Source organism: Corallococcus exercitus, from assembly GCF_003611585.1.
In the GTDB taxonomy this organism is placed as follows: Bacteria; Myxococcota; Myxococcia; order Myxococcales; family Myxococcaceae; genus Corallococcus; species Corallococcus exercitus.
Genome location: NZ_RAVW01000190.1, coordinates 1 through 17,697, shown reverse-complemented (window position 1 = coordinate 17,697; position 17,697 = coordinate 1). Strand labels below are relative to the sequence as shown.

Below are 17,697 nucleotides of genomic sequence, written 5' to 3'. Positions count from 1 at the left end.
CCACCCTCCCGCGTCACCGCGGCTGGGAGCCCCTCGTCCGCGGCGGCCTGGAAGTGCACACCGTCCCCGGTGGCCACCACGCCCTGATGCAGGACCCGCACCTCGCGCCCGTCGTCGAGCACCTGCGCAAGGCCCTGTCCGCAGCTTCGAAGCAGGAAGCCACCGGCAGTTGAAGCCCGCCCCCCACTCCGTGTCTGTCTTTGAGGCACGGAGTGGAAGCGGAGCGGATGCGCCAGTTCCGCCAGACGCACGCGCCCCGCTCCACCGGCTGCCCGCGCGGGCAATGACAGACGCCTAGAGCTTCAGCCGCTTGAACACCGGCTCCGGGATGCTGCGGATGATGAGCATGATGAGCGCCCAGAAGCCGGGCACGTAGACCTCGTTCTTGCGCCCGTCCGCGGCCTTCAGCAGGCCGCGCGCCACCTGCTCCGGCGAGGCGAAGAGCTTGTTCTTCGGCACGTGGGCCGTCATCGGCGTGTCAACGAAGCCGGGCTTCACCGTCACCACCGCCACGCCGGACTTCGCCAGCCGGTTGCGCAGGCCCTGGAGGAACACGGTCAGCGCGCCCTTGGACGCACCGTACACGTAGTTGCTCTGCCGGCCGCGGTCTCCCGCCACCGAGGAGATCACGACCAGCGTGCCGGCCTTCTGCGCCTCGAAGCGGTTGGCAAGCTCCGTCAGGAGCGACGCGGCGGAGAGGAAGTTCGTGCGCAGCACCAGCTCCGTCGCGGCCCACGAGCGCTGGCTCTCCGCCTGGTCTCCCAGCACGCCATGCGCCAGCACCGCCCCGTCCAGCCCGCCCAGGGCCTGCCACGCCCGCTCCACGAGGCTCGCGTGCGCTTCGCAGTCGTTCAGGTCCAGCGCCCGGAACTCCACCTTCGGCGCGCCGCGCGTGGCCGCGTCCCGGGCCACGGCCTCCAGGTTCGCGGCGTTGCGGCCCACCAGGTACAGCGCGGCCCCGCGCGCGGCGAGCAGCCGCACCGTCGCCTGGGCAATGGCGCTCGTGGCGCCGAGGACGATGACTTTCTTCATGGGATGGAGACCTGGCGTCCCTCCAGCGAAGGCAGGGGCAGCGGCACCGGGTTCACCCGGCGCCAGAAGGAGGAAGAGAACGCGGGATCGACGTACGCGGAGAACCGCTCGCGCTGGGGGAAGTACGCCGCGAAGCTCTCCGGGCTCATGCGCGCGTCCTTCGCGGGGTACACCGCGCCGCCCGCTTCACGCGTCACGCGGTCCAGCGCCTCCACCAGCCGCCACGTCTTCTCGCCCTGGTTGGCGAAGTCCAGGGCCAGCGTGTAGCCCGGGCGCGGGAAGGACATCCACCCGGGCGAAGGCAGGTCGCCAAACGTCTTGAGCACGGACAGGAAGCTGGGCAGCCCGCCCCGGGCGCTGCGCTCCAGCAGCTCCTTCAGCGCGTCGCGCGCGGTGGCGTGGGGCACCACGCACTGGAACTGGAGGAAGCCCCGGCGGCCGTAGATGCGATTCCAGCCGTACACGCTGTCGAGCGGGTAGAAGAACGGATCGTAGTGCACGAGCCGAGGCGACGGCTTGGTCCGCTCCCGGTGGTAGTACAGGAAGTTGAAGGCGGACACCGACAGCCGGTTGAGACAGAAGCCCGGCAGGTCCACGGGCACCGCGAGCCCGCTGCCATGGGACAGGTGGCTCTTCGCCAGGGGCAGCCGGTCGAACTGCGTGGGCGCGAAGTTGCCCCGGTAGAACAGGCCACGCCCCAGCTTGCGGCCGCGCGCCAGACAGTCCACCCACGACATGGTGAAGTCATGGTCCGCCTCGGACTCCGCGGACACGCGCATGAAGCCGTCCAGGTTCTCGAACGGGACGGTCTCCTGCACCACGAAGGGGTTGCGGATGGGCGTCAGCTGCACCTCCGCCCACGTGACGAGCCCCGTGAGCCCCAGGCCGCCAATCGTCGCGCCGAACCAGTCCGCGTTCTCCTCCGGCGAGCACATCCGGCGGCTGCCGTCCGAGCGCACCAGTTCAAACCGGCGCACGTGCCGGCCGAACGTCCCGGCCCGGTGGTGGTTCTTGCCGTGGACGTCGTTGGCGATGGCGCCGCCCACCGTGACGAACTTCGTGCCCGGCGTCACCGGCAGGAACCAGCCGCGCGGCACGGCCAGCCGCAGCAGCGTGTCCAATGACACACCCGCCTCGCAGCGCACCACGCCCGTCGCCGGGTCGAAGTCGATGAGCCGGTCCAGGCCCGCCGTGAGCAGCACCGTGCCCCCGCCGTTGAGGCAGGAGTCGCCGTAGCTGCGGCCCAGGCCATGCGGCAGGACGGAGCCGTCCACCCGGGGCAGCGCGTCCGAACGCCAGACGAGCGCGCGCGTCTGTTGTTCCACGCGGGGGAAGCGGCCCCAAGAATCCGACGTGCTCATCGCCATGCTCCCGTCACGTCGCCACCCACAGCAGCAGCGCCGCGACCGCGCCCACGATGTAGCTGACCCGGTCACGCAGCGCGAAGATGAGCGGGTCCTCGTTCACGAGCCCGCGGTGCGCCAGCACCCAGATGCGGCCCACCCAGTACAGCATCACCGGGCACAGCAGCCACAGCCGCTCCGGATGGGCATACAGCGCCGTCACCTCCTTGCTGGTGATGTAGAGCGCCAGCACCAGCACGGACACCTGGCCCGCCGCCGCGCCCAGGCTCGCGAGCTGGTCGTAGTCCTGCGCCAGGTAGCCGCGCCCGTGCGCGGACGTCTCGTTGGACTGGCGCAGCCGCCGCACCTCGCTCAGCCGCTTGAGCAGGGCCAGCGACAGGAAGAGGAACATGCTGAACATGAGCAGCCAGCTCGACGTGGGCACGCCCACCGCCAGCGCGCCGCCGAAGATGCGCACGGTGTAGAGGCCCGCCAGCACCAGCACGTCCAGCATCACCACCTGCTTGAGCCGCAGCGAGTACGCCAGCGTCAGGGCGAAGTACGCGGCCAGGAGCGCGGAGAACGACAGGGGCAGCGTCGATAGCGCCAGCGCCGCGGCGCCCCCCAGCAGCAGCGGCGCCAGCACCACGCCCGCGCGCACCGGCAGGGCCCCGGACGCGAAGGGGCGCAGGGACTTGGACGGGTGCCGCCGGTCCGACGCCAGGTCCAGCAGGTCGTTGATGACGTACACGCTGGACGCACAGAGGCTGAAGGCGATGAACGCCAGCACCGCGCGCGGGGCCAGGCCGCCCTGGGTGGCCTTGTGCGCCGCCAGCACGGGGACAAAGACGAGCGCGTTCTTCGCCCACTGGTGCACCCGCAGCGCCTTCACCCACGGGCGCAGTCCGGCGGCTGGGGACTCGAAGACGCGATGCACGGGGCGGCCCAGGCCCTGCGCCTGGCGCAGCACCCCCGCCGTCGCATGCACGACGATGACCTGCCGGCACTCGCGCCACAGCGGCAGGTCCACCGCGTCGTTGCCCGCGTAGTCGAACGTGCCCAGCACCTCGCGCAGCCGCGCCAGCTTCCGCGCGCCGGACAGGTTCACCCCGGCCTCGCTGGCGACCACCGTGTGGAAGAGCCCCAGGTGGGAGGCCACCGCGTCGGCGATGCTGCGGTCCGCGGCCGTGGCCAGCACCAGCTTCCGCCCCCGCGCGTGCTCCTCGCGCAGGAAGGTCAGCACCTCCGCGTTGTAGGGCAGCGACGTGACGTCCAGCCGCGCGCGGCGGGCCACCTCCGCCTTGAAGAAGGCCTTGCCCCGGAGCACCCACAGCGGCGCCAGCAGCAGCAGCCACGGCGCGTGCTTGAGGAGCACGAGCAGGTTCTCGTGCAGCGTGTCCGTGCGCACCAGCGTGCCGTCCAGGTCGACCGCGAGCGGGACGTCAGTGACAGCGTCGGGGATGGGGGCGGGAGGCTGCATGAAGGGGGCCCGCAGGGTAGCCCAAGGGCCCGGGCCGTCCACCGTTCCGTGCCCCCCGAAGGCGGAAGCCTCCACCAGGCGACGGACCTCCTGGCCGCCGCCCGGACGGGAGGGCGGCCCGCCCGTGCCTCAGAGTGACTTCAGGAAGGCGAGCAGCGCGGCCCGGTCCTCCCGGGGCAGCCGCACGTAGCGCTCCTGCGCGGGGGCCGCCTCGCCTCCGTGCCAGAGGACGGCCTCTTCCAGGGAGCGGGCCCGGCCGTCATGCAGGAAGCGCGTGTGCCGGTTGACGGACTCCACCAGCCCGATGCCCCACAGCGGCGGCGTGCGCCACTCGCTGCCCGTGGCGAGCCCATCCGGACGCCCGTCCGCCAGGCCCTCGCCCAGGTCGTGCAGCAGCAGGTCCGTGTAGGGGTAGATGACCTGCCGGGAGACTTCATCGAAGCCCTCCACCGGCCCCGTCTCCTGGGGCGTGTCCACGTGGCAGGCCGCGCAGCCGATGGCGCGGAACACGGCGTGGCCCCGCTGGACCTCCGGCGCCTCCCAGTCGCGCCGCTTCGGCACGGCGAGCAGGCGCATGTAGATCATCAGCTGATCCAGGTCGTCCTGGGACACCTCCGGCTCGCCCGGAGCGTCCCGGCCCTGCTCCTGGCGGTAGAGCGTCGTCGTGACGCCCATGTCCGCGACGAGCGCGTGCGCCACCTGCTGGCGCAGCGTGGGCTGGTTGGCCTTCCACCCGAAGCGGCCCAGGCGAGTCTCCCCCGTCTCCACGTCGAGCACCTGGTTGGCCCGGCCGGAGATGCCGTCGTGGTCGCGATCCTCGGGGTCCGCGCGGGCCAGCAGGTCGGCCTCGGGAAGGGCCTCCAGCAGGCCCAGGCCGAAGTTCACGGGCGACACGCGGGCGGAGAACATGGCGCCGTCCCCCAGGGGGCCGTGCACCAGCCCCTGGAACTGGTAGCGCGGGCGCACGAGGGAGTACGGCTCGCCGGTGGCGAAGGTGCCGCGCGTCTCCTCGAAGTCGACGCGGACGTGGCCCTCGGGGACCTGGCCCTCCACGGCGTGCGCGTCCAATTGCATGCCGTACAGCGGGTGGGGACCGGAGCCGTCCGGCGCGCTCAGCTGGAACGCCAGCGAGACGGGCGCCTCCGTGGGGCTCGCGGGAGGTTGTCCCCGGCCGTCCTTCACGTGGCAGGTCATGCAGCCGGTGGCGCTGAAGAAGGGGCCGGCCACGGCGGGACGCAGGCGCGAATCGCTCCAGTCGCGGTCGAAGACGCCCTTGCCCGCGTAGAAGTCCGGCCAGCGCGAGCGCGGCATGTTCATGGGCGCGCGGCCGAAGGCATTGCGGCCGGTGTCCGTCACCGTGGTGGCGCCACCGGACTGCTCCACCCGCGGCAGGACGACGGGAGGCAGCGCGCCCAGCACCAGGGGTTCGGGGCGGCGGACCACGGTGGCCCACGCGGCGCCGATGAGCAGCGCTCCGGCGGAGATGCCAGCGAGGGACCAGGGCACGCGCATCGTCACGACTCCTCGACGGGAAGACAAAGACAGACAGACCACCGGGCGGGAGACAGGAGCCCCCCGCCCGATGGGTGAAGCCTACTTCTCCTGGCCGAAGGACTCGCCCGTGACGAGGAAGTCCGTGGCGCTGGCGTTCACGTCGATGCCGGAGAAGTGGCGGTACGGATAGGCACCGTCGCCAATCTCCTCGATGAACTCCGCCGTGTCGCCGACGACTTCCTTCCCGTCGTCGAGCTTGACGCGGAAGGTCGTGTTGGCCGCGTGCATGCGCCAACCGCAGGCGCCGTCCAGGCCCGTGCTCCCGCCCCGCGGGGAGCGGACGGAGAAGAAGTCCCAGTGCCAGTAGTACCAGTCGAGGAAGTCCCACCAGCTGTAGAAGATGATGATCCGGGCCTGCGGCTGGGAGGTCGTCCCGACGAGCTCGCCATTGTTGTAGATGTTCATCCGGTACGCGCCGGAGGACGAACCGGTGAAGCCCGGGGCCACGGAAACCTGGCGGTCCTTCCCGGGGGTGATGCGCAGGGTGCTGACCACCTGGTCACCATCGCGCGCGGACAGGGCAAGGCCGCCCGTGACGCTGCCAATGCGCACCTGCGCGTCCTGCGACCAGGTGATGGCGTCATTGAACTTGCTGGAGACGCCGTCCGTCTTGACGTCCTTCAGCCCGGTGACCTGCACGCCCTTCTCGGAGGCGCTCAGGGACGCGTTGCCCTTGGCGCAGGTGGTGATGCCTTCGAAGCGCTGAACGCAATCCGCGGTGGCGGAGAGCTGCTGCGCGGACTGCGAACCTTCAGGAGCCTGCGTCGGCTCGCCCTGGCAACCAGCCACCAGGCTCAGGAACGCAGCCGCCAGGAGGCGACTCGTCATCTTCAGGTGCATGTGGGACCTCGACTGTGTGAGGGGGCACTGTCTGCTTCACGCACAACGGGTGAAACACGGAGAGTCCGGCTGACAGCGACAGGGGGAAACACCGGACGCGCTCCAGGCCGTACGCCATGCACCTGCCACGCCATGTTCCAAGATTTCGAGGCTTTCCTCGAAGACGCCCTGCCGGCTGACACGGCTGTCCTGGGGTCTGTAGCGCTGGCCGTTACAGAAGCGCCGGGGCGTGTATCTCGCGATGTCACAGCGACGCGGTCCGTGGCTTGCGCCGGGCCCGGCACGGGGCTAGGGAATCGCCCCTCGTATGTCGGCGCTCGCGGAACTGCTCGAAGCCATCCGGGAGGAGTCAGGCCCGGCCACGTGGTCCGCCGGACAGGCCCTGTCTCGCGCGGGAGTCGTGTCGGTGCAGTCCGTGGACGAGGAGGAGGTCGTCCTCCGCGTCCGCATCCCCGGCCGCCCCACCCCGCTCACCACGACCCTCTACCCGGAAGACGAAATCTGGGAGTGCGACTGCCGGGGGAAGGTGGACCCCTGCGAGCACGTCATCGCCGCCGCCATCGTCCTGCGGCAGGCGGAAGGAAGGAAGGCCACCGCGGCGGCATCCCCTGCCCGCCCCGCCGCCACGGCCGCGCGCCCTGGCGCCACGCCGAAGCCGGAGCGGCTGGTGTACCGCTTCAAGCGCGTGGACGGCGGCCTCCAGTTGGAGCGGCTGGTGGTCCGGCCGGACAACACCGCGCGGCTGCTGGCGCGGAGCCTCACGTCCGTGATCCAGAACCCCGTGGAGGCCGCGCGCATCCACGTGGACCCGTGTGACCTGCTCGCGGACAAGCTGCTCGCGCAGCCCACCCGGGGCGCGCTTCCACAGAGCAAGCTGGACGCCCTGCTGCACGTGCTGGAGAAGGCGCGCACAGTCATGTTCGACGGAGCGTTCGTCTCCGTCTCCAACGAACCGCTCCTCCCCCGCGTCACCGTGGAGGACCGGGGCGAGCAGACCGTGCTCAAGGTGGAGAAGGATCCGCGCATCAACGAGCTGGTGAGCCCCGGCGTCGCGCTGTGCGCCGGAGCGCTCTGCCGGCTGGGCGAGCAGCCCCTCACGGGCGCGCGGCTGGAGAACCTGCCCCAGGAACGCGTCTTCTCCCCGGAGCAGCTGGCGGACCTGACGAGCAAGGTGCTGCCGGACTTCGCGCGGCGCATGCCGGTGGACGTGAAGAGCCGGCGGCTGCCGCCCATCGACCGGACGCTCAAGCCGCGCATCTCGCTGGAGCTCGACAAGCTCGACACCGGCCTCTCCGTGCTGCCCACGCTGGTGTACGGTTCCCCGCCCACCGCGCGCATCGACAACGGGCGCCTGGTGTACCTCCAGGGCGCCGCGCCCGTGCGCGACGAGCCCACGGAGACGAAGCTCATCCATCAGCTCCGGGACGAGCTGAACATGGCGCCGGGCCGCCGCGTGACGGTCCACGGCAAGGAGGCCGTGCAGCTCGCGGACAAGCTGCGCAAGTGGCGCGGAGGCCTCACCGGGAACGCGGCGGGAGTGGTCAGCCCCGACGTGAAGCTCAGGCCGATGCTCACGCTGGACACGGCCACCACGGACGCGGGCGTGCCGCGCGTGGGCTTCTCCCTCGACTTCCAGGTGGAGGGACTGGAGCCCGGCGTGACGCGCACCGTGGATGCGGGCGCGGTGATGCGGGCGTGGGAGGAGGGCCTGGGACTGGTGCCCCTGGAGGGCGGAGGCTGGGCGCCCCTGCCCACGGGCTGGCTGAAGGCCCACGGCCAGCGGGTGACGGACCTGCTGGCCGCGCGCGAGCGGGACGGCCGGCTCGCGAACCACGCCATCCCGCAGCTCACCGGGCTGTGCGAGGCCTTGGAGCACCCTGCCCCGCCCGTCATGGAGCGGCTCGCGCCCCTGGTGCAGGGCTTCCAGAAGCTGCCCGAGCCTCAGCTCCCGAAGGACCTCACCGCGACGCTGCGCCCGTACCAGTTGCAGGGCGTGAGCTGGCTGACCTTCCTGCGGCAGGCGGGGCTCGGAGGCGTGCTCGCGGACGACATGGGCCTGGGCAAGACGCTGCAGACCATCTGCACGCTGGGCCGGGGAACGCTGGTCGTGGCGCCCACGAGCGTGCTGCCCAACTGGGAGGCGGAGGTGAAGCGCTTCCGCCCGTCGCTGAAGGTGTCTGTCTATCACGGCGTGGGGCGCACGCTGGACGAGTCCGCGGACGTGACGCTCACCACGTACGCGCTCCTGCGCCTGGACGCGGCCATCCTCGCGGCGAGGACGTGGGACACGGTGGTGCTGGATGAAGCCCAGGCCATCAAGAACCCGGACAGCCAGGTGGCACGGGCGGCGTACGAACTGGACGCGGGCTTTCGCATCGCGCTCAGTGGGACGCCCATCGAGAACCGGCTCGAGGAGCTGTGGAGCCTGATGCACTTCACCAACCGGGGCCTCTTGGGCGGGCGCAAGGCTTTCGAGGAGCGCTGGGCCCGGCCGGTGTCGGAGAACCAGAAGGGCGCCGCGGAGGCGCTGCGCGCGCGCATCCGGCCCTTCGTGCTGCGCAGGCTCAAGCGCGACGTGGCGCCCGAACTGCCGCCGCGCACGGAGGCCGTGCGGCACGTCACCCTCACCGAGCAGGAGCGCGCCGTCTACGACGCGGTCCACGCCGCGACCCGCGAGGAGGTGGTATCGCAGCTCGAGGAGGGAGGCAGCGTGATGAAGGCGCTGGAGGCGCTGCTCCGGCTGAGGCAGGCGGCCTGTCATCCGGCGCTGGTGCCGGGGCAGCAGGCGCGGACGTCCTCGAAGGTGCAGGCGCTGGTGGAGGCGCTCGGCACGGCGGTGGCGGACGGGCACAAGGCGCTGGTGTTCTCACAGTGGACGTCGATGTTGGATCTCATCGAGCCCGCGCTGAGCGAGGCGGACATCGGGTTCATCCGCCTGGACGGCAGCACGGCGAACCGCGGCGCGGTGGCGACGTCCTTCCAGGACGAGAAGGGAGCGCCCGTGATGCTCATCTCGTTGAAGGCGGGAGCGACGGGGCTCAACCTCACCGCGGCGGATCACGTCTTCCTGGTGGATCCGTGGTGGAACCCGTCCGTGGAGGCGCAGGCGGCGGACCGCGCGCACCGCATCGGGCAGCAGCGGCCGGTGATGGTCTACCGGATGGTGTCCCAGGGCACGGTGGAGGAGAAGATCCTCCTCCTCCAGGAGAAGAAGCGGGCCCTCTTCGAGGCCGCGCTCGGAGGCGCCACCGGAGGCACCGCGCTCACGCGCGCGGACCTCATGCAGCTCTTGGATTGACGGGCTCCGAAGCCGGCGACTCCGAAGCGGGCGCCGGCACGGGCTCCAGCAGCGCCTGCAGCACGCGCGCGTCCCCGAGATAGCGATTGTGCGTCTCGCCCGACATCCGGGCGCCCAGGGACGCCTTCTGCTGGATGGGGCGGTGGATGAGCCGCGTGTCATCCGCGCGGAAGGGCGTCTTCGTGCAGAACCAGTCCTCGTCCGAATAGAAGTCGAGCCACTGGATGAGCTGATCATTGTCGGCGCACCGCTGGATCTCCTTCTCCAGCCAGTCCGCCCGGCGCGCGAGCAACTCCAGGGGTCCGCCCAGCGTGACGAGCCGGATGGGGGTCCCCGACTTGGAGCGGAAGTCCGCGAGCACGTCCACGGCCATCGCGGCGCCGAAGCTGTGGGCAACCACCGTCACGCGTGAATACGTCCCGCTCTCGACGACGGCCCGGAGCGTGGCGCTGACGCGGCTGCGAAGCTCCGTGCGCAGGCCGACGACGCCGTTTCCCATGAGCGCATCGGTCAGGTAGCGATGGGAGAGGTTCGCGGCATCCACGGCCCGGTGGATGGGGAGCGCGCTCATGACGAGGGACAGGAGCACCCACCCCTTCCAGCCGCCCAGTCCCGAGGCCACGGGCGCGACGACGCGGGCCAGCCCCTTGAGCATCGAGTTCGCGGCGCTCAGGGTGCTGTCCGGAAGCGCCATCGTTGGGAAGGTCGGATCCTGCTGCAGGGCGGAGAAGAACAGGAGCAGCGTGGACAGGTACCAGTACAGCAGGAAGACGAGTCCGACGACGAGGCTGGACGTCAGGACCTTGCGCTTGAGGAAGCCCTTCCAGACGCCGGAGAAGCCCCAGTAGACCAGCAGCTCCAGTCCGCCCAGCACGCGGTCCCGGAGCCCCATCCGGGTGAGCGACGGGATCAGGTCCGCCCAGAACGCTTCGTAGACATCCACGGAGCGCTTCGCGCCGTCCTCGTGACGCGTGACCTGGAACTGGAGGCCACTGGCGCCCTGGATGGTGATGGGCCCCTGCTGCGTGACGACCACGCCTTCGGGGACCTTGAGCAGCCCTTCGGTCAGCAGGCCCCGGCCGGAATCCCGCTGCCTGGAGTCCGAGCCATGGATGAGGACGATGGCTTCCTTGCCTGAGTGCATGTTTCCCCCGTGGAGCCTGGAGCCGTCAGGATGCCTGATTCACGAGGGAGGGAATAGGCGCCCAGGGGGACTGCGGCTGCTGGTCGTGACACGCGGAGTGCGCATCGTCTCGGAGGACCGGCATTCCCCGTGAAGGAGTCACAGCATGCCAGCAACCATTCCCGACAAGATGAAGGCCGCGGCGCTCGACCGCTTCGGCGGTCCAGAGGTCCTGGGCATCAAGACCGTCTCCGTGCCCACCTGCGGAGACGATGAAGTCCTCGTCCGCGTCGCGGCGGCGGGGATTGGCGCCTGGGATTGGATGGAGCGCGAGGGCCAGATGGCCGAGCTGCTCCCGACCGCCCCGAGCTTCCCCTACGTGCCCGGAGCCGACGGCGCGGGAGAAGTCGTCGCCGTGGGCAAGGAGGTGAAGGACCTGAAGGTAGGCGACCAGGTCTACGGATCCGCGTTCCTCAGCACGAAGGGAGGCTTCTACGCGGAGTACGTCGCGGTGAAGGGGGACCAGGCGTCGCGGATTCCCAAAGGGCTGAAGGTGGAGCAGGCGGCGGGGCTCGCGGCGGATGGAATCACCGCGCTCCGGGGGCTGGAGGACCATCTCCAGCTCAAGTCCGGGCAACGCCTGCTCATCTTCGGCGCCAATGGAGGCATTGGCCACATGGCGTTGCAGTTCGCCAAGAGGATGGGAGCGAAGGTGCTGGCAGTGGCATCGGGCGAGGACGGGGCGGAGCTGGCCCGGAGGCTCGGGGCGGACGCGGTCGTGGATGGCCGCAAGGGAGACGTGGACAAGGTCTGCCGTGAGTTCGCGCCGGAAGGCTTCGACGCGGCGCTGGTCCTGGCGAGCGGCGACGCCGCGGAGAAGGCGCTCCAGTACATGCGCAAGGGAGGACGTGTCGCCTGGCCGAACGGAGTGGAGCCCGCGCCCAAGGTCCCCGAAGGCGCCCAGGCCACCGCCTACGACGGCATCCCCGGCGCGGACGTCATGAAGCGCATGAACGCGCTGATTGAAGCCGGACCGTTCCACCTGGAGATCGGCCGCGTCTACGCGCTGGAGGAGGCCGCGAAGGCGCAGCAGGAGGTCCTCAAGCACCACCTGGGCAAGTACGCGATCCGGATCCAGTGAACCTCAATGCGGTCCCGAGTCCTCCGTGGCGGTGCTGAGCAATCGCATCGCCACGGAGCGGCATTCGGAGCAGACGACACCGGTACGCTCCCAGTGCACCTGCGCCTCCAGTTCACCGGGATCCGCGGAGCCTTCATCCAGCTGCCGGACCAACTCCGCGAGCGCCTCCGCGGAATTGCCCTCCAGGTCATCCGAGGGGTCGAGGATGTCCTGCTCCCCTTCCAGGACCAGGCTGAAGCGGTAGTAGACGGCGTGGGCCGCCAGGACGCGCCCGCACGTCGCACAGGTCTTCGCTCGCGGTCCGGTCATGGCGACAAGGATAGCGGCGGAAGGTCCTGGCCGCCCGGGCGAAAGACAAACATCTGGCCAGGATTTCAGTTGCACGAGCCGGGGATCGCTCCCCGGGCATGCGGTAGAAAGTCTCACGCAGGACGCACCTTTACCCGCTATCGCCTTGATTTCCCTCGGGTTCGTCATTCTCGGAGGTCTCGATCGAGGAGCCATGCTCCTGCATGGGCTCAACGCGCTCCGGCTATCATGAGCGTCCCACCCGTTTCGCGTCAGGCAGGTTCGGACGATCGCCATGTCAGGCCCCATCATTTCGTGGAAGCGCGTTTGGGTTCCCCGGGGCACCCTCATCCCCTCCTTTGCCGACTCCATGAATCCCCTGGAGTGGACGCCCTCCTCGCTGTGGGGCACTGACGGAATGACGCTCGAGGAGCTGCGCTCCCACCATGCCGTGGCGCTGTTGGGAGAGCCAGGCATGGGCAAGACGGTGACGCTGAAGCAGAGCCTGCCCGAGCTCCAGCAGCACTGCGCGCAGTCCGGTGCGCATCTGCTGGCACTCAACCTGGCGTCCTATGGCAGCGAGGAGCGACTGGAGCGAGACCTCTTCAGGAATGACACCGTCGAGCGCTGGAAGCGGGGCACGCATGCGCTCCACCTCGTCCTCGACAGCTTCGACGAGTGCCACCTGCGCATCGATACGGTGGGAGGGATCATCAGCGAGAATCTCCGGAGCCTTCCGTACGAGCGGCTCTACCTGCGAGTGGCCTGCAGGCCCGCGATCTGGCCTGGCACATTCGAGGGCGTGCTGAAGGAACTCTGGCCCGATGACTTCCGTGCCGTGGAGCTGGCACCGCTCTCCCGCGATGACGTCATGGAGGCCGCGCGTGCGCACGGAGTTGATCCGGAGGCCTTCCTCCGCGAGGTCGTCCGCCGCAATGTCACCGTGCTCGCCGTACGTCCCGTGACCTTGAAGCTGCTGCTCGGAGCCTATGCTCGGGGCCCCCTCCCCGCTGACCGCTGGCAGCTCTACCTCGACGGCTGCATCCACCTGGCGCGGGAGAACAGCCGCTCCCGAGAAGAGACCCGCCAACTCCAGAGCACCCTGAACGCGGAGGAGCGCCTGGCCATCGCGGCGCGCATCGCCGCGCTCACGCTCCTGTCCAACCGGGACCAAATCCAGGTCAGCCCCACCGACGAGCCGCATCCCCTGGCCATCGCAATGGATGACCTGACGGGCGGCGAGGAGGTGACGCGAAACGAGCAGCCCATTCCCGTCGACCGCGACGCCCTCCTGGAGGTCCTCGACTCGGGACTCTTCCGCGCGGTCGAGGGGCCCAGACGCCTGACGTGGATCCACCGCACCTATGAGGAGTTCCTCGCGGCCTTCTTCCTGCACCGGCGCGAGATTGCCTTCCCTCAGCTCCGTCAGTTCCTCTGCCCGCCGGGAGACGGCAGCCCCGGCATCCTCCCTCAGCTCCAGGGTCTCGCGACCTGGCTGGCCATCCAGGACTCCCGCTTCCAGCGGCATCTGCTCCAGTTGGATCCGCGCATGCTGCTGCGAAGTGACGCGCCCGCGCTGGAGCCGAGCCTCCGCGCGCCGCTCCTCCAGGCGCTGCTTGAGTCGGTCCGGCGAGACCCTGGCGTCGACGAGCAGCAGCTCCTGCCCCACCTCCCGAAGCTCGCGCACGATGGGCTGGCGCCCCGGCTCCGTGAGTACCTCCAGGAAGCTGGAGGGCCCGCCCCGGTCCTCAGCCTCGCCCTCCATGTCGCGCGAGCCTGCGAGGAGCGTGCCCTCCTGCCCGAGTGCCTCGCACTGGTCCTGGACGACACGGTGCCGGTGGAGCTCCGGATTCAGGCGATGGATACGCTGAGAGCGTTGGGAGGAGAAGCTCCGGATCCGCGTCTGCTTCCCCTTGCCCGGCTTGATGAGAGCAGAGACCCCATCGGCGAGCTCAGGGATCGCGTCCTCTCGTGGCTCTGGCCCACCCTCCTGACGACAGCCCAGGTCTTCGAGGCGCTTCACGCACCTTCCGAAAGCGCGCTGATGCAACGCACGCAGCAAGCCATCCTCGAGCGACTGCCCCCCGAAGAGCTCCCGATTGCCCTGCGATGGCTCCGCGAGCACCTGCCCAGGCGCATGCCTCGCGGGCTCTCGAGCATGGGAGACGAGCTCCTTCGCAGGGCCTTCGCGCACCTGGGCAGCCCCGAGGTCCTCGATGCGTATTGCGCGACCCTTTGGCCAAAGGTGAAGCGGACCCTGCGAGTCTACCCAGACGTGAGGAACCACGACGAGCCTTGGGAGTTTTCCTGGGACTGGTCCCAGCGGAGCGATGAGGAACGCTGGCGCGTCATCGACGGGCTCGTGGCCTGTCTCGAGTCGCCAGAAGACCTCGTCCTGGTGGCCCGGCTCAAACCCACGCTGTTCTTCCGGCGGGACTTCGAGCGCGTGCTCCATCGTGCCGAGCACGCCGCCCGCCCTGACGAGCAGGTCCACTGGGCCCGGCTCATCGAGTGCTGCTATCCCTGGGGAAGCGACGAGCCGCTCGAGGCTGTCTTCCGGGCCATCGAGAAGGCCCCGCATCTCAGGGACGGCTTCGCCTGGCTGCTGGAGGCCACGAGCCTGAAGGAGCGTCCACCCATCATCCGGATGATGCCCGCCGAGCAAATGCGGGACTTCCAGGACGCGTTGATGGCGCGATTGATGGAGCCGCAGGAGTCTGTCCAGCGGCGCTGTGAGCAGCTCGTCGAGCGCATCGAACGTGGAGAGCCCGGGGCATGGTTCCAGCTCATCGAGACGATGGAAAACTCGGGAGTGGGAGGCACGGCCCTCCTGCGCTCCTGGCTGTGGCGCGACTTCCCCGAAGCGCTGAAGCAGCGAACCGTCCAGGCAGCACAGGCCGTGCTTCGCGCATTCAAGCCAGGGGACGAACCCTGGGTCGAGAGCGCGGATATTCCCGCTGAGGCGGCGTGCATCCACGAAGCCTTCAACTTCCTCGCGGCGCATGACGTGGCAGGCCTGGATGCTCTAGAGGAGAGCGTCTGGCGCCACTGGGCCACGCTCATCATTGCCTCGCCCGCGTCCGCCTCGGATGAGCAGAACCGGCTGCGCCGGCTCCTCGTGGAGCGTGCCACCCGGCATGCTCCGGTGGACGTCATGAGGACGCTCCGGCGGCGTCTGGCCGTGACGGACTGGAACCAGTACCAGAGCGTCTCGGCGCTGCTCGGGTCGCTAGAGGAGTGCTGGAACGAGACGCTGACCCACGTCGCGCTCGAGGTGCTGACCCAGCCGGGGAGCAACGCGTTCATCGTTGGCAAGCTCCTCACCCTCCTGCTGGACCGGCAGGTTCCCAAGGCGCAAGCCTTCGCGGAGTCTCTCCTGCACGACCGGGAGGCAACCCCTCTCGAGCGCAGAGCCGACGCCGCCTACGCCCTGCTCGTCCATGGGCCTGTGGCCCAGGGGCCTACCGTCTGGTCCTTCCTCGAGAAGGAGCTGGAGCTCGCCACGGAGGTCATCGAGAAGTGCTCCGTCAAAGGGCATGTACTGGCGAGGCGGTTCGAGCCCGGGCTGCTCATGGATCTGTACCTGTGGATCGAACGGCATGCCCACGCGCCACCACCCCCCGAAAAGCCAGTCCGCGCCTGGTGGCGAGACCGATATGTGGGCGACCACCCCATCCAGAAGCAGATTCGCGACGAGCTGGTCTACAAGCCCTCTCCGAGTGCCGAAGCGGCGCTGGAGCGGCTCTGCCGGGAGCTCCCAGGCGACCCGGTCCTGAGGGAGAAGCTGTACCACGCCCGCGTGTTCGGCCGGGTACGGGCCTGGGCCCCGCCCTCCCCGCGAGAAATCCTGGAGCTGGTGGGACTTCAGCGGCGACGGCTCGTGCGAACCGCGGGAGAGCTACTGGACGTGCTCCTCGAGTCGCTCGAGCGGCTTGAGCAGAAGCTCCATGGGGAGACGCTTCTGGTCCGCTATCTCTGGAACAAGGACGGCAGCGGAAACATCACGCCGAAGGACGAGCTCCATCTCTCGGACTGGGTGAAGCAGCACCTGCAGGATGATCTCTCGGGTCACCGGGTGGTGGTGAATCGCGAGGTGGAACTCCGTCCCTCCATGCCCCCGCGAGAGGGAGAGCGCGTGGACATCTGGGTGGATGCCATTGGCAAACAGGGGAGCCGTGAGGATCGCATCACCGTCATCATCGAGGTCAAACTCTCCAAGAACCGTGAGCTGTGGACAGCCATGGAGCACCAGCTCGCGGCCCGCTATCTCGCCGAGAACCGGATCCACCACGGCATCTACCTCGTCGGCTGGTACGCCTGCGAGCACTGGGACAAGACCACACCCCATCCCAGCGAGCGGCGCGTCGCGCTCGTGCGTGCCAGGGAGCTGCTCGCGGAACAGGCGCGTGCGCTCTCACGAAATGGAACCGAGGTGCGCGCGGTCGTGCTGGACACGGCACTCCGGGCAGCGAGCTGACAGCTCCAAACCGCCTGTTGGGAGTGCACGAGCCGGGGATCGAACCCGGACGACCCTTGCGAGTCAGCGGATTTTAAGTCCGCTGCGTCTGCCAGTTCCGCCACTCGTGCGTGATTGCGTCCGACAATAGCAGACCTACGGGACCCAGGCGCGGACTGCCTTCACCACCACGAGGTCCGCGGTCGTCCAGGGCTGGACCATCGCCTCCACGCCTGCCTGCTGCGCCTCCGTTGGCAGGTAGCGCCGCTCGACGAGGACCGGCACCGGCCCTTGGCCCTGCAACGTCAGCGTCGTCGTCCAGCCATCCACGGGCGGCGCCAGCACCCGGACCGTGTACGGGTCGTCCGGGCTGTAGAGCGCCGGCAGCGGCGACGTCCACGCCGCCACCGAGGCCACCGGCACCGACACGTCCATCGCGAAGGCCCCTTGCGCCTCCACCTCCAGGGTCACGGTGCGCCGTCCCCCGGCCGCCTCCCGCGCCGACACCACCCGCACTCCCGGCGGCACTTCGGCAGGTGCCCGCGCCACGCCCGTCTCACAGGCCTCGTCGCCCCTCCAGCCCGCCGGCACCTCCGCACAGGCCACGCCTCGCAGCGCGGACTGGAGCGGAAGGTTGTCCTCGTCCACCAGGAACCACCGCTCGCGCTCGAGGCCCTCCTGCCACTCCGCGCGGATCCGCTTGGGGTGCTCCGCGTCGTACACGGGCAGCAGCGCCAGGGCCAGACACCCGGCCCCTCCCACGCACACCGCCGCGCCCAGCACCCGTCGCGGCGCTCCCGACGCCATCAGCGGCCCCGCTCCCAGCCACATCGCCGCCACGCTCCCCAGGCCCACGAGCCCGGCGATGACAGGCCCGAACGTCACCCCCAGGGCCATGCGGCTCGCCACCGGCACGAAGAACGCCAGCAGGCACGCCACGAACTGCCCCAGCACCACCAGCACCGGCACCAGCAACATCCACTGCGCGGCCACGCCCACGCGCGGCAGGAACATCCGCACCAACAGCACCACGGCCGCCCCCACCGCCAGCCATACCAGCAGGTACGCCGACCCGAGCCCCACCGCCGTCAGCCCCCACAGCAATCCCAGACAGAGCACCACCGCCGCCGCCTGGGAATGCG

The 17,697-nt window shown here is 69.9% G+C and carries 11 protein-coding genes and 1 tRNA gene; 3 read left to right on the top strand and 9 right to left on the bottom strand.

Annotation, left to right across the window (positions count from 1 at the left end; genetic code table 11):
• Window positions 1-294: 294 nt before the first annotated feature.
• The 5 genes from D7W79_RS22740 to D7W79_RS22720 all read right to left on the bottom strand — a co-directional run bounded on the left by D7W79_RS22740 (window position 295) and on the right by D7W79_RS22720 (window position 6,237).
• Complete coding sequence (locus tag D7W79_RS22740; protein WP_120527485.1) at window positions 295-1,032, bottom strand: SDR family oxidoreductase; 738 nt, start codon at window positions 1,030-1,032, stop codon at window positions 295-297.
• Window positions 1,029-2,393 (bottom strand): FAD-binding oxidoreductase, encoded by a 1,365-nt coding sequence (locus D7W79_RS22735; protein WP_120527484.1) that lies wholly within the window; start codon window positions 2,391-2,393, stop codon window positions 1,029-1,031. The genes D7W79_RS22740 and D7W79_RS22735 overlap by 4 nt, the downstream gene beginning before the upstream one ends.
• A 13-nt stretch (window positions 2,394-2,406) precedes the next feature.
• Window positions 2,407-3,855 carry a UbiA family prenyltransferase gene (locus D7W79_RS22730; RefSeq protein WP_120527487.1) on the bottom strand — a complete coding sequence of 483 codons (1,449 nt, stop codon included), beginning with the start codon at window positions 3,853-3,855 and terminating at the stop codon, window positions 2,407-2,409.
• 129 nt (window positions 3,856-3,984) lie between these two features.
• Window positions 3,985-5,367, bottom strand: coding sequence for a di-heme oxidoreductase family protein (locus tag D7W79_RS22725; RefSeq protein ID WP_120527483.1), 1,383 nt, complete (start codon window positions 5,365-5,367; stop codon window positions 3,985-3,987).
• Between the two features lie 81 nt (window positions 5,368-5,448).
• Window positions 5,449-6,237: a hypothetical protein gene (locus D7W79_RS22720; RefSeq protein WP_244221912.1), complete on the bottom strand. Its 789-nt coding sequence runs from the start codon at window positions 6,235-6,237 to the stop codon at window positions 5,449-5,451.
• Between the two features lie 319 nt (window positions 6,238-6,556).
• Between D7W79_RS22720 and D7W79_RS22715 the strand changes: the two genes are divergently transcribed.
• Window positions 6,557-9,547 (top strand): DEAD/DEAH box helicase, encoded by a 2,991-nt coding sequence (locus D7W79_RS22715; protein ID WP_120527482.1) that lies wholly within the window; start codon window positions 6,557-6,559, stop codon window positions 9,545-9,547.
• Here the strand turns inward: D7W79_RS22715 and D7W79_RS22710 are convergent.
• A complete protein-coding gene (locus D7W79_RS22710; protein ID WP_120527481.1) occupies window positions 9,528-10,691 on the bottom strand; it encodes a lipase family protein in 1,164 nt (387 codons plus the stop codon). The two genes, D7W79_RS22715 and D7W79_RS22710, sit on opposite strands and share 20 nt — an antisense overlap.
• Before the next feature lie 145 nt (window positions 10,692-10,836).
• Here D7W79_RS22710 and D7W79_RS22705 point away from each other — a divergent pair, with 145 nt between their 5' ends.
• Complete coding sequence (locus D7W79_RS22705) at window positions 10,837-11,811, top strand: NADP-dependent oxidoreductase (protein ID WP_208729807.1); 975 nt, start codon at window positions 10,837-10,839, stop codon at window positions 11,809-11,811.
• 3 nt (window positions 11,812-11,814) lie between these two features.
• Here the strand turns inward: D7W79_RS22705 and D7W79_RS22700 are convergent, their stop codons facing one another.
• A complete protein-coding gene (locus D7W79_RS22700) occupies window positions 11,815-12,120 on the bottom strand; it encodes a hypothetical protein (protein WP_120527479.1) in 306 nt (101 codons plus the stop codon).
• 349 nt (window positions 12,121-12,469) lie between these two features.
• Between D7W79_RS22700 and D7W79_RS22695 the strand changes: the two genes are divergently transcribed.
• Complete coding sequence (locus D7W79_RS22695; protein WP_147442014.1) at window positions 12,470-16,576, top strand: NACHT domain-containing protein; 4,107 nt, start codon at window positions 12,470-12,472, stop codon at window positions 16,574-16,576.
• A 24-nt stretch (window positions 16,577-16,600) separates the two neighbouring features.
• Here the strand turns inward: D7W79_RS22695 and D7W79_RS22690 are convergent.
• Together D7W79_RS22690 and D7W79_RS43750 are read right to left on the bottom strand one after the other, a co-directional pair.
• Window positions 16,601-16,686, bottom strand: a tRNA-Leu gene (locus D7W79_RS22690).
• 25 nt (window positions 16,687-16,711) lie between these two features.
• Window positions 16,712-17,697, bottom strand: a 986-nt coding sequence (locus D7W79_RS43750) for a hypothetical protein (protein ID WP_158617018.1), incomplete at its 5' end; no start/stop codon positions are given.

Coding starts and splice junctions, on each gene's coding strand:
- D7W79_RS22715 (WP_120527482.1), top strand. CDS start 6,557: ATGTCGGCGCTCGCGGAACTGCTCGAAGCCATCCGGGAGGAGTCAGGC.
- D7W79_RS22740 (WP_120527485.1), bottom strand. CDS start 1,032: ATGAAGAAAGTCATCGTCCTCGGCGCCACGAGCGCCATTGCCCAGGCG.
- D7W79_RS22735 (WP_120527484.1), bottom strand. CDS start 2,393: ATGAGCACGTCGGATTCTTGGGGCCGCTTCCCCCGCGTGGAACAACAG.
- D7W79_RS22725 (WP_120527483.1), bottom strand. CDS start 5,367: ATGCGCGTGCCCTGGTCCCTCGCTGGCATCTCCGCCGGAGCGCTGCTC.
- D7W79_RS22705 (WP_208729807.1), top strand. CDS start 10,837: ATGCCAGCAACCATTCCCGACAAGATGAAGGCCGCGGCGCTCGACCGC.
- D7W79_RS22695 (WP_147442014.1), top strand. CDS start 12,470: ATGAATCCCCTGGAGTGGACGCCCTCCTCGCTGTGGGGCACTGACGGA.
- D7W79_RS22710 (WP_120527481.1), bottom strand. CDS start 10,691: ATGCACTCAGGCAAGGAAGCCATCGTCCTCATCCATGGCTCGGACTCC.
- D7W79_RS22700 (WP_120527479.1), bottom strand. CDS start 12,120: ATGACCGGACCGCGAGCGAAGACCTGTGCGACGTGCGGGCGCGTCCTG.
- D7W79_RS22720 (WP_244221912.1), bottom strand. CDS start 6,237: ATGACGAGTCGCCTCCTGGCGGCTGCGTTCCTGAGCCTGGTGGCTGGT.
- D7W79_RS22730 (WP_120527487.1), bottom strand. CDS start 3,855: ATGCAGCCTCCCGCCCCCATCCCCGACGCTGTCACTGACGTCCCGCTC.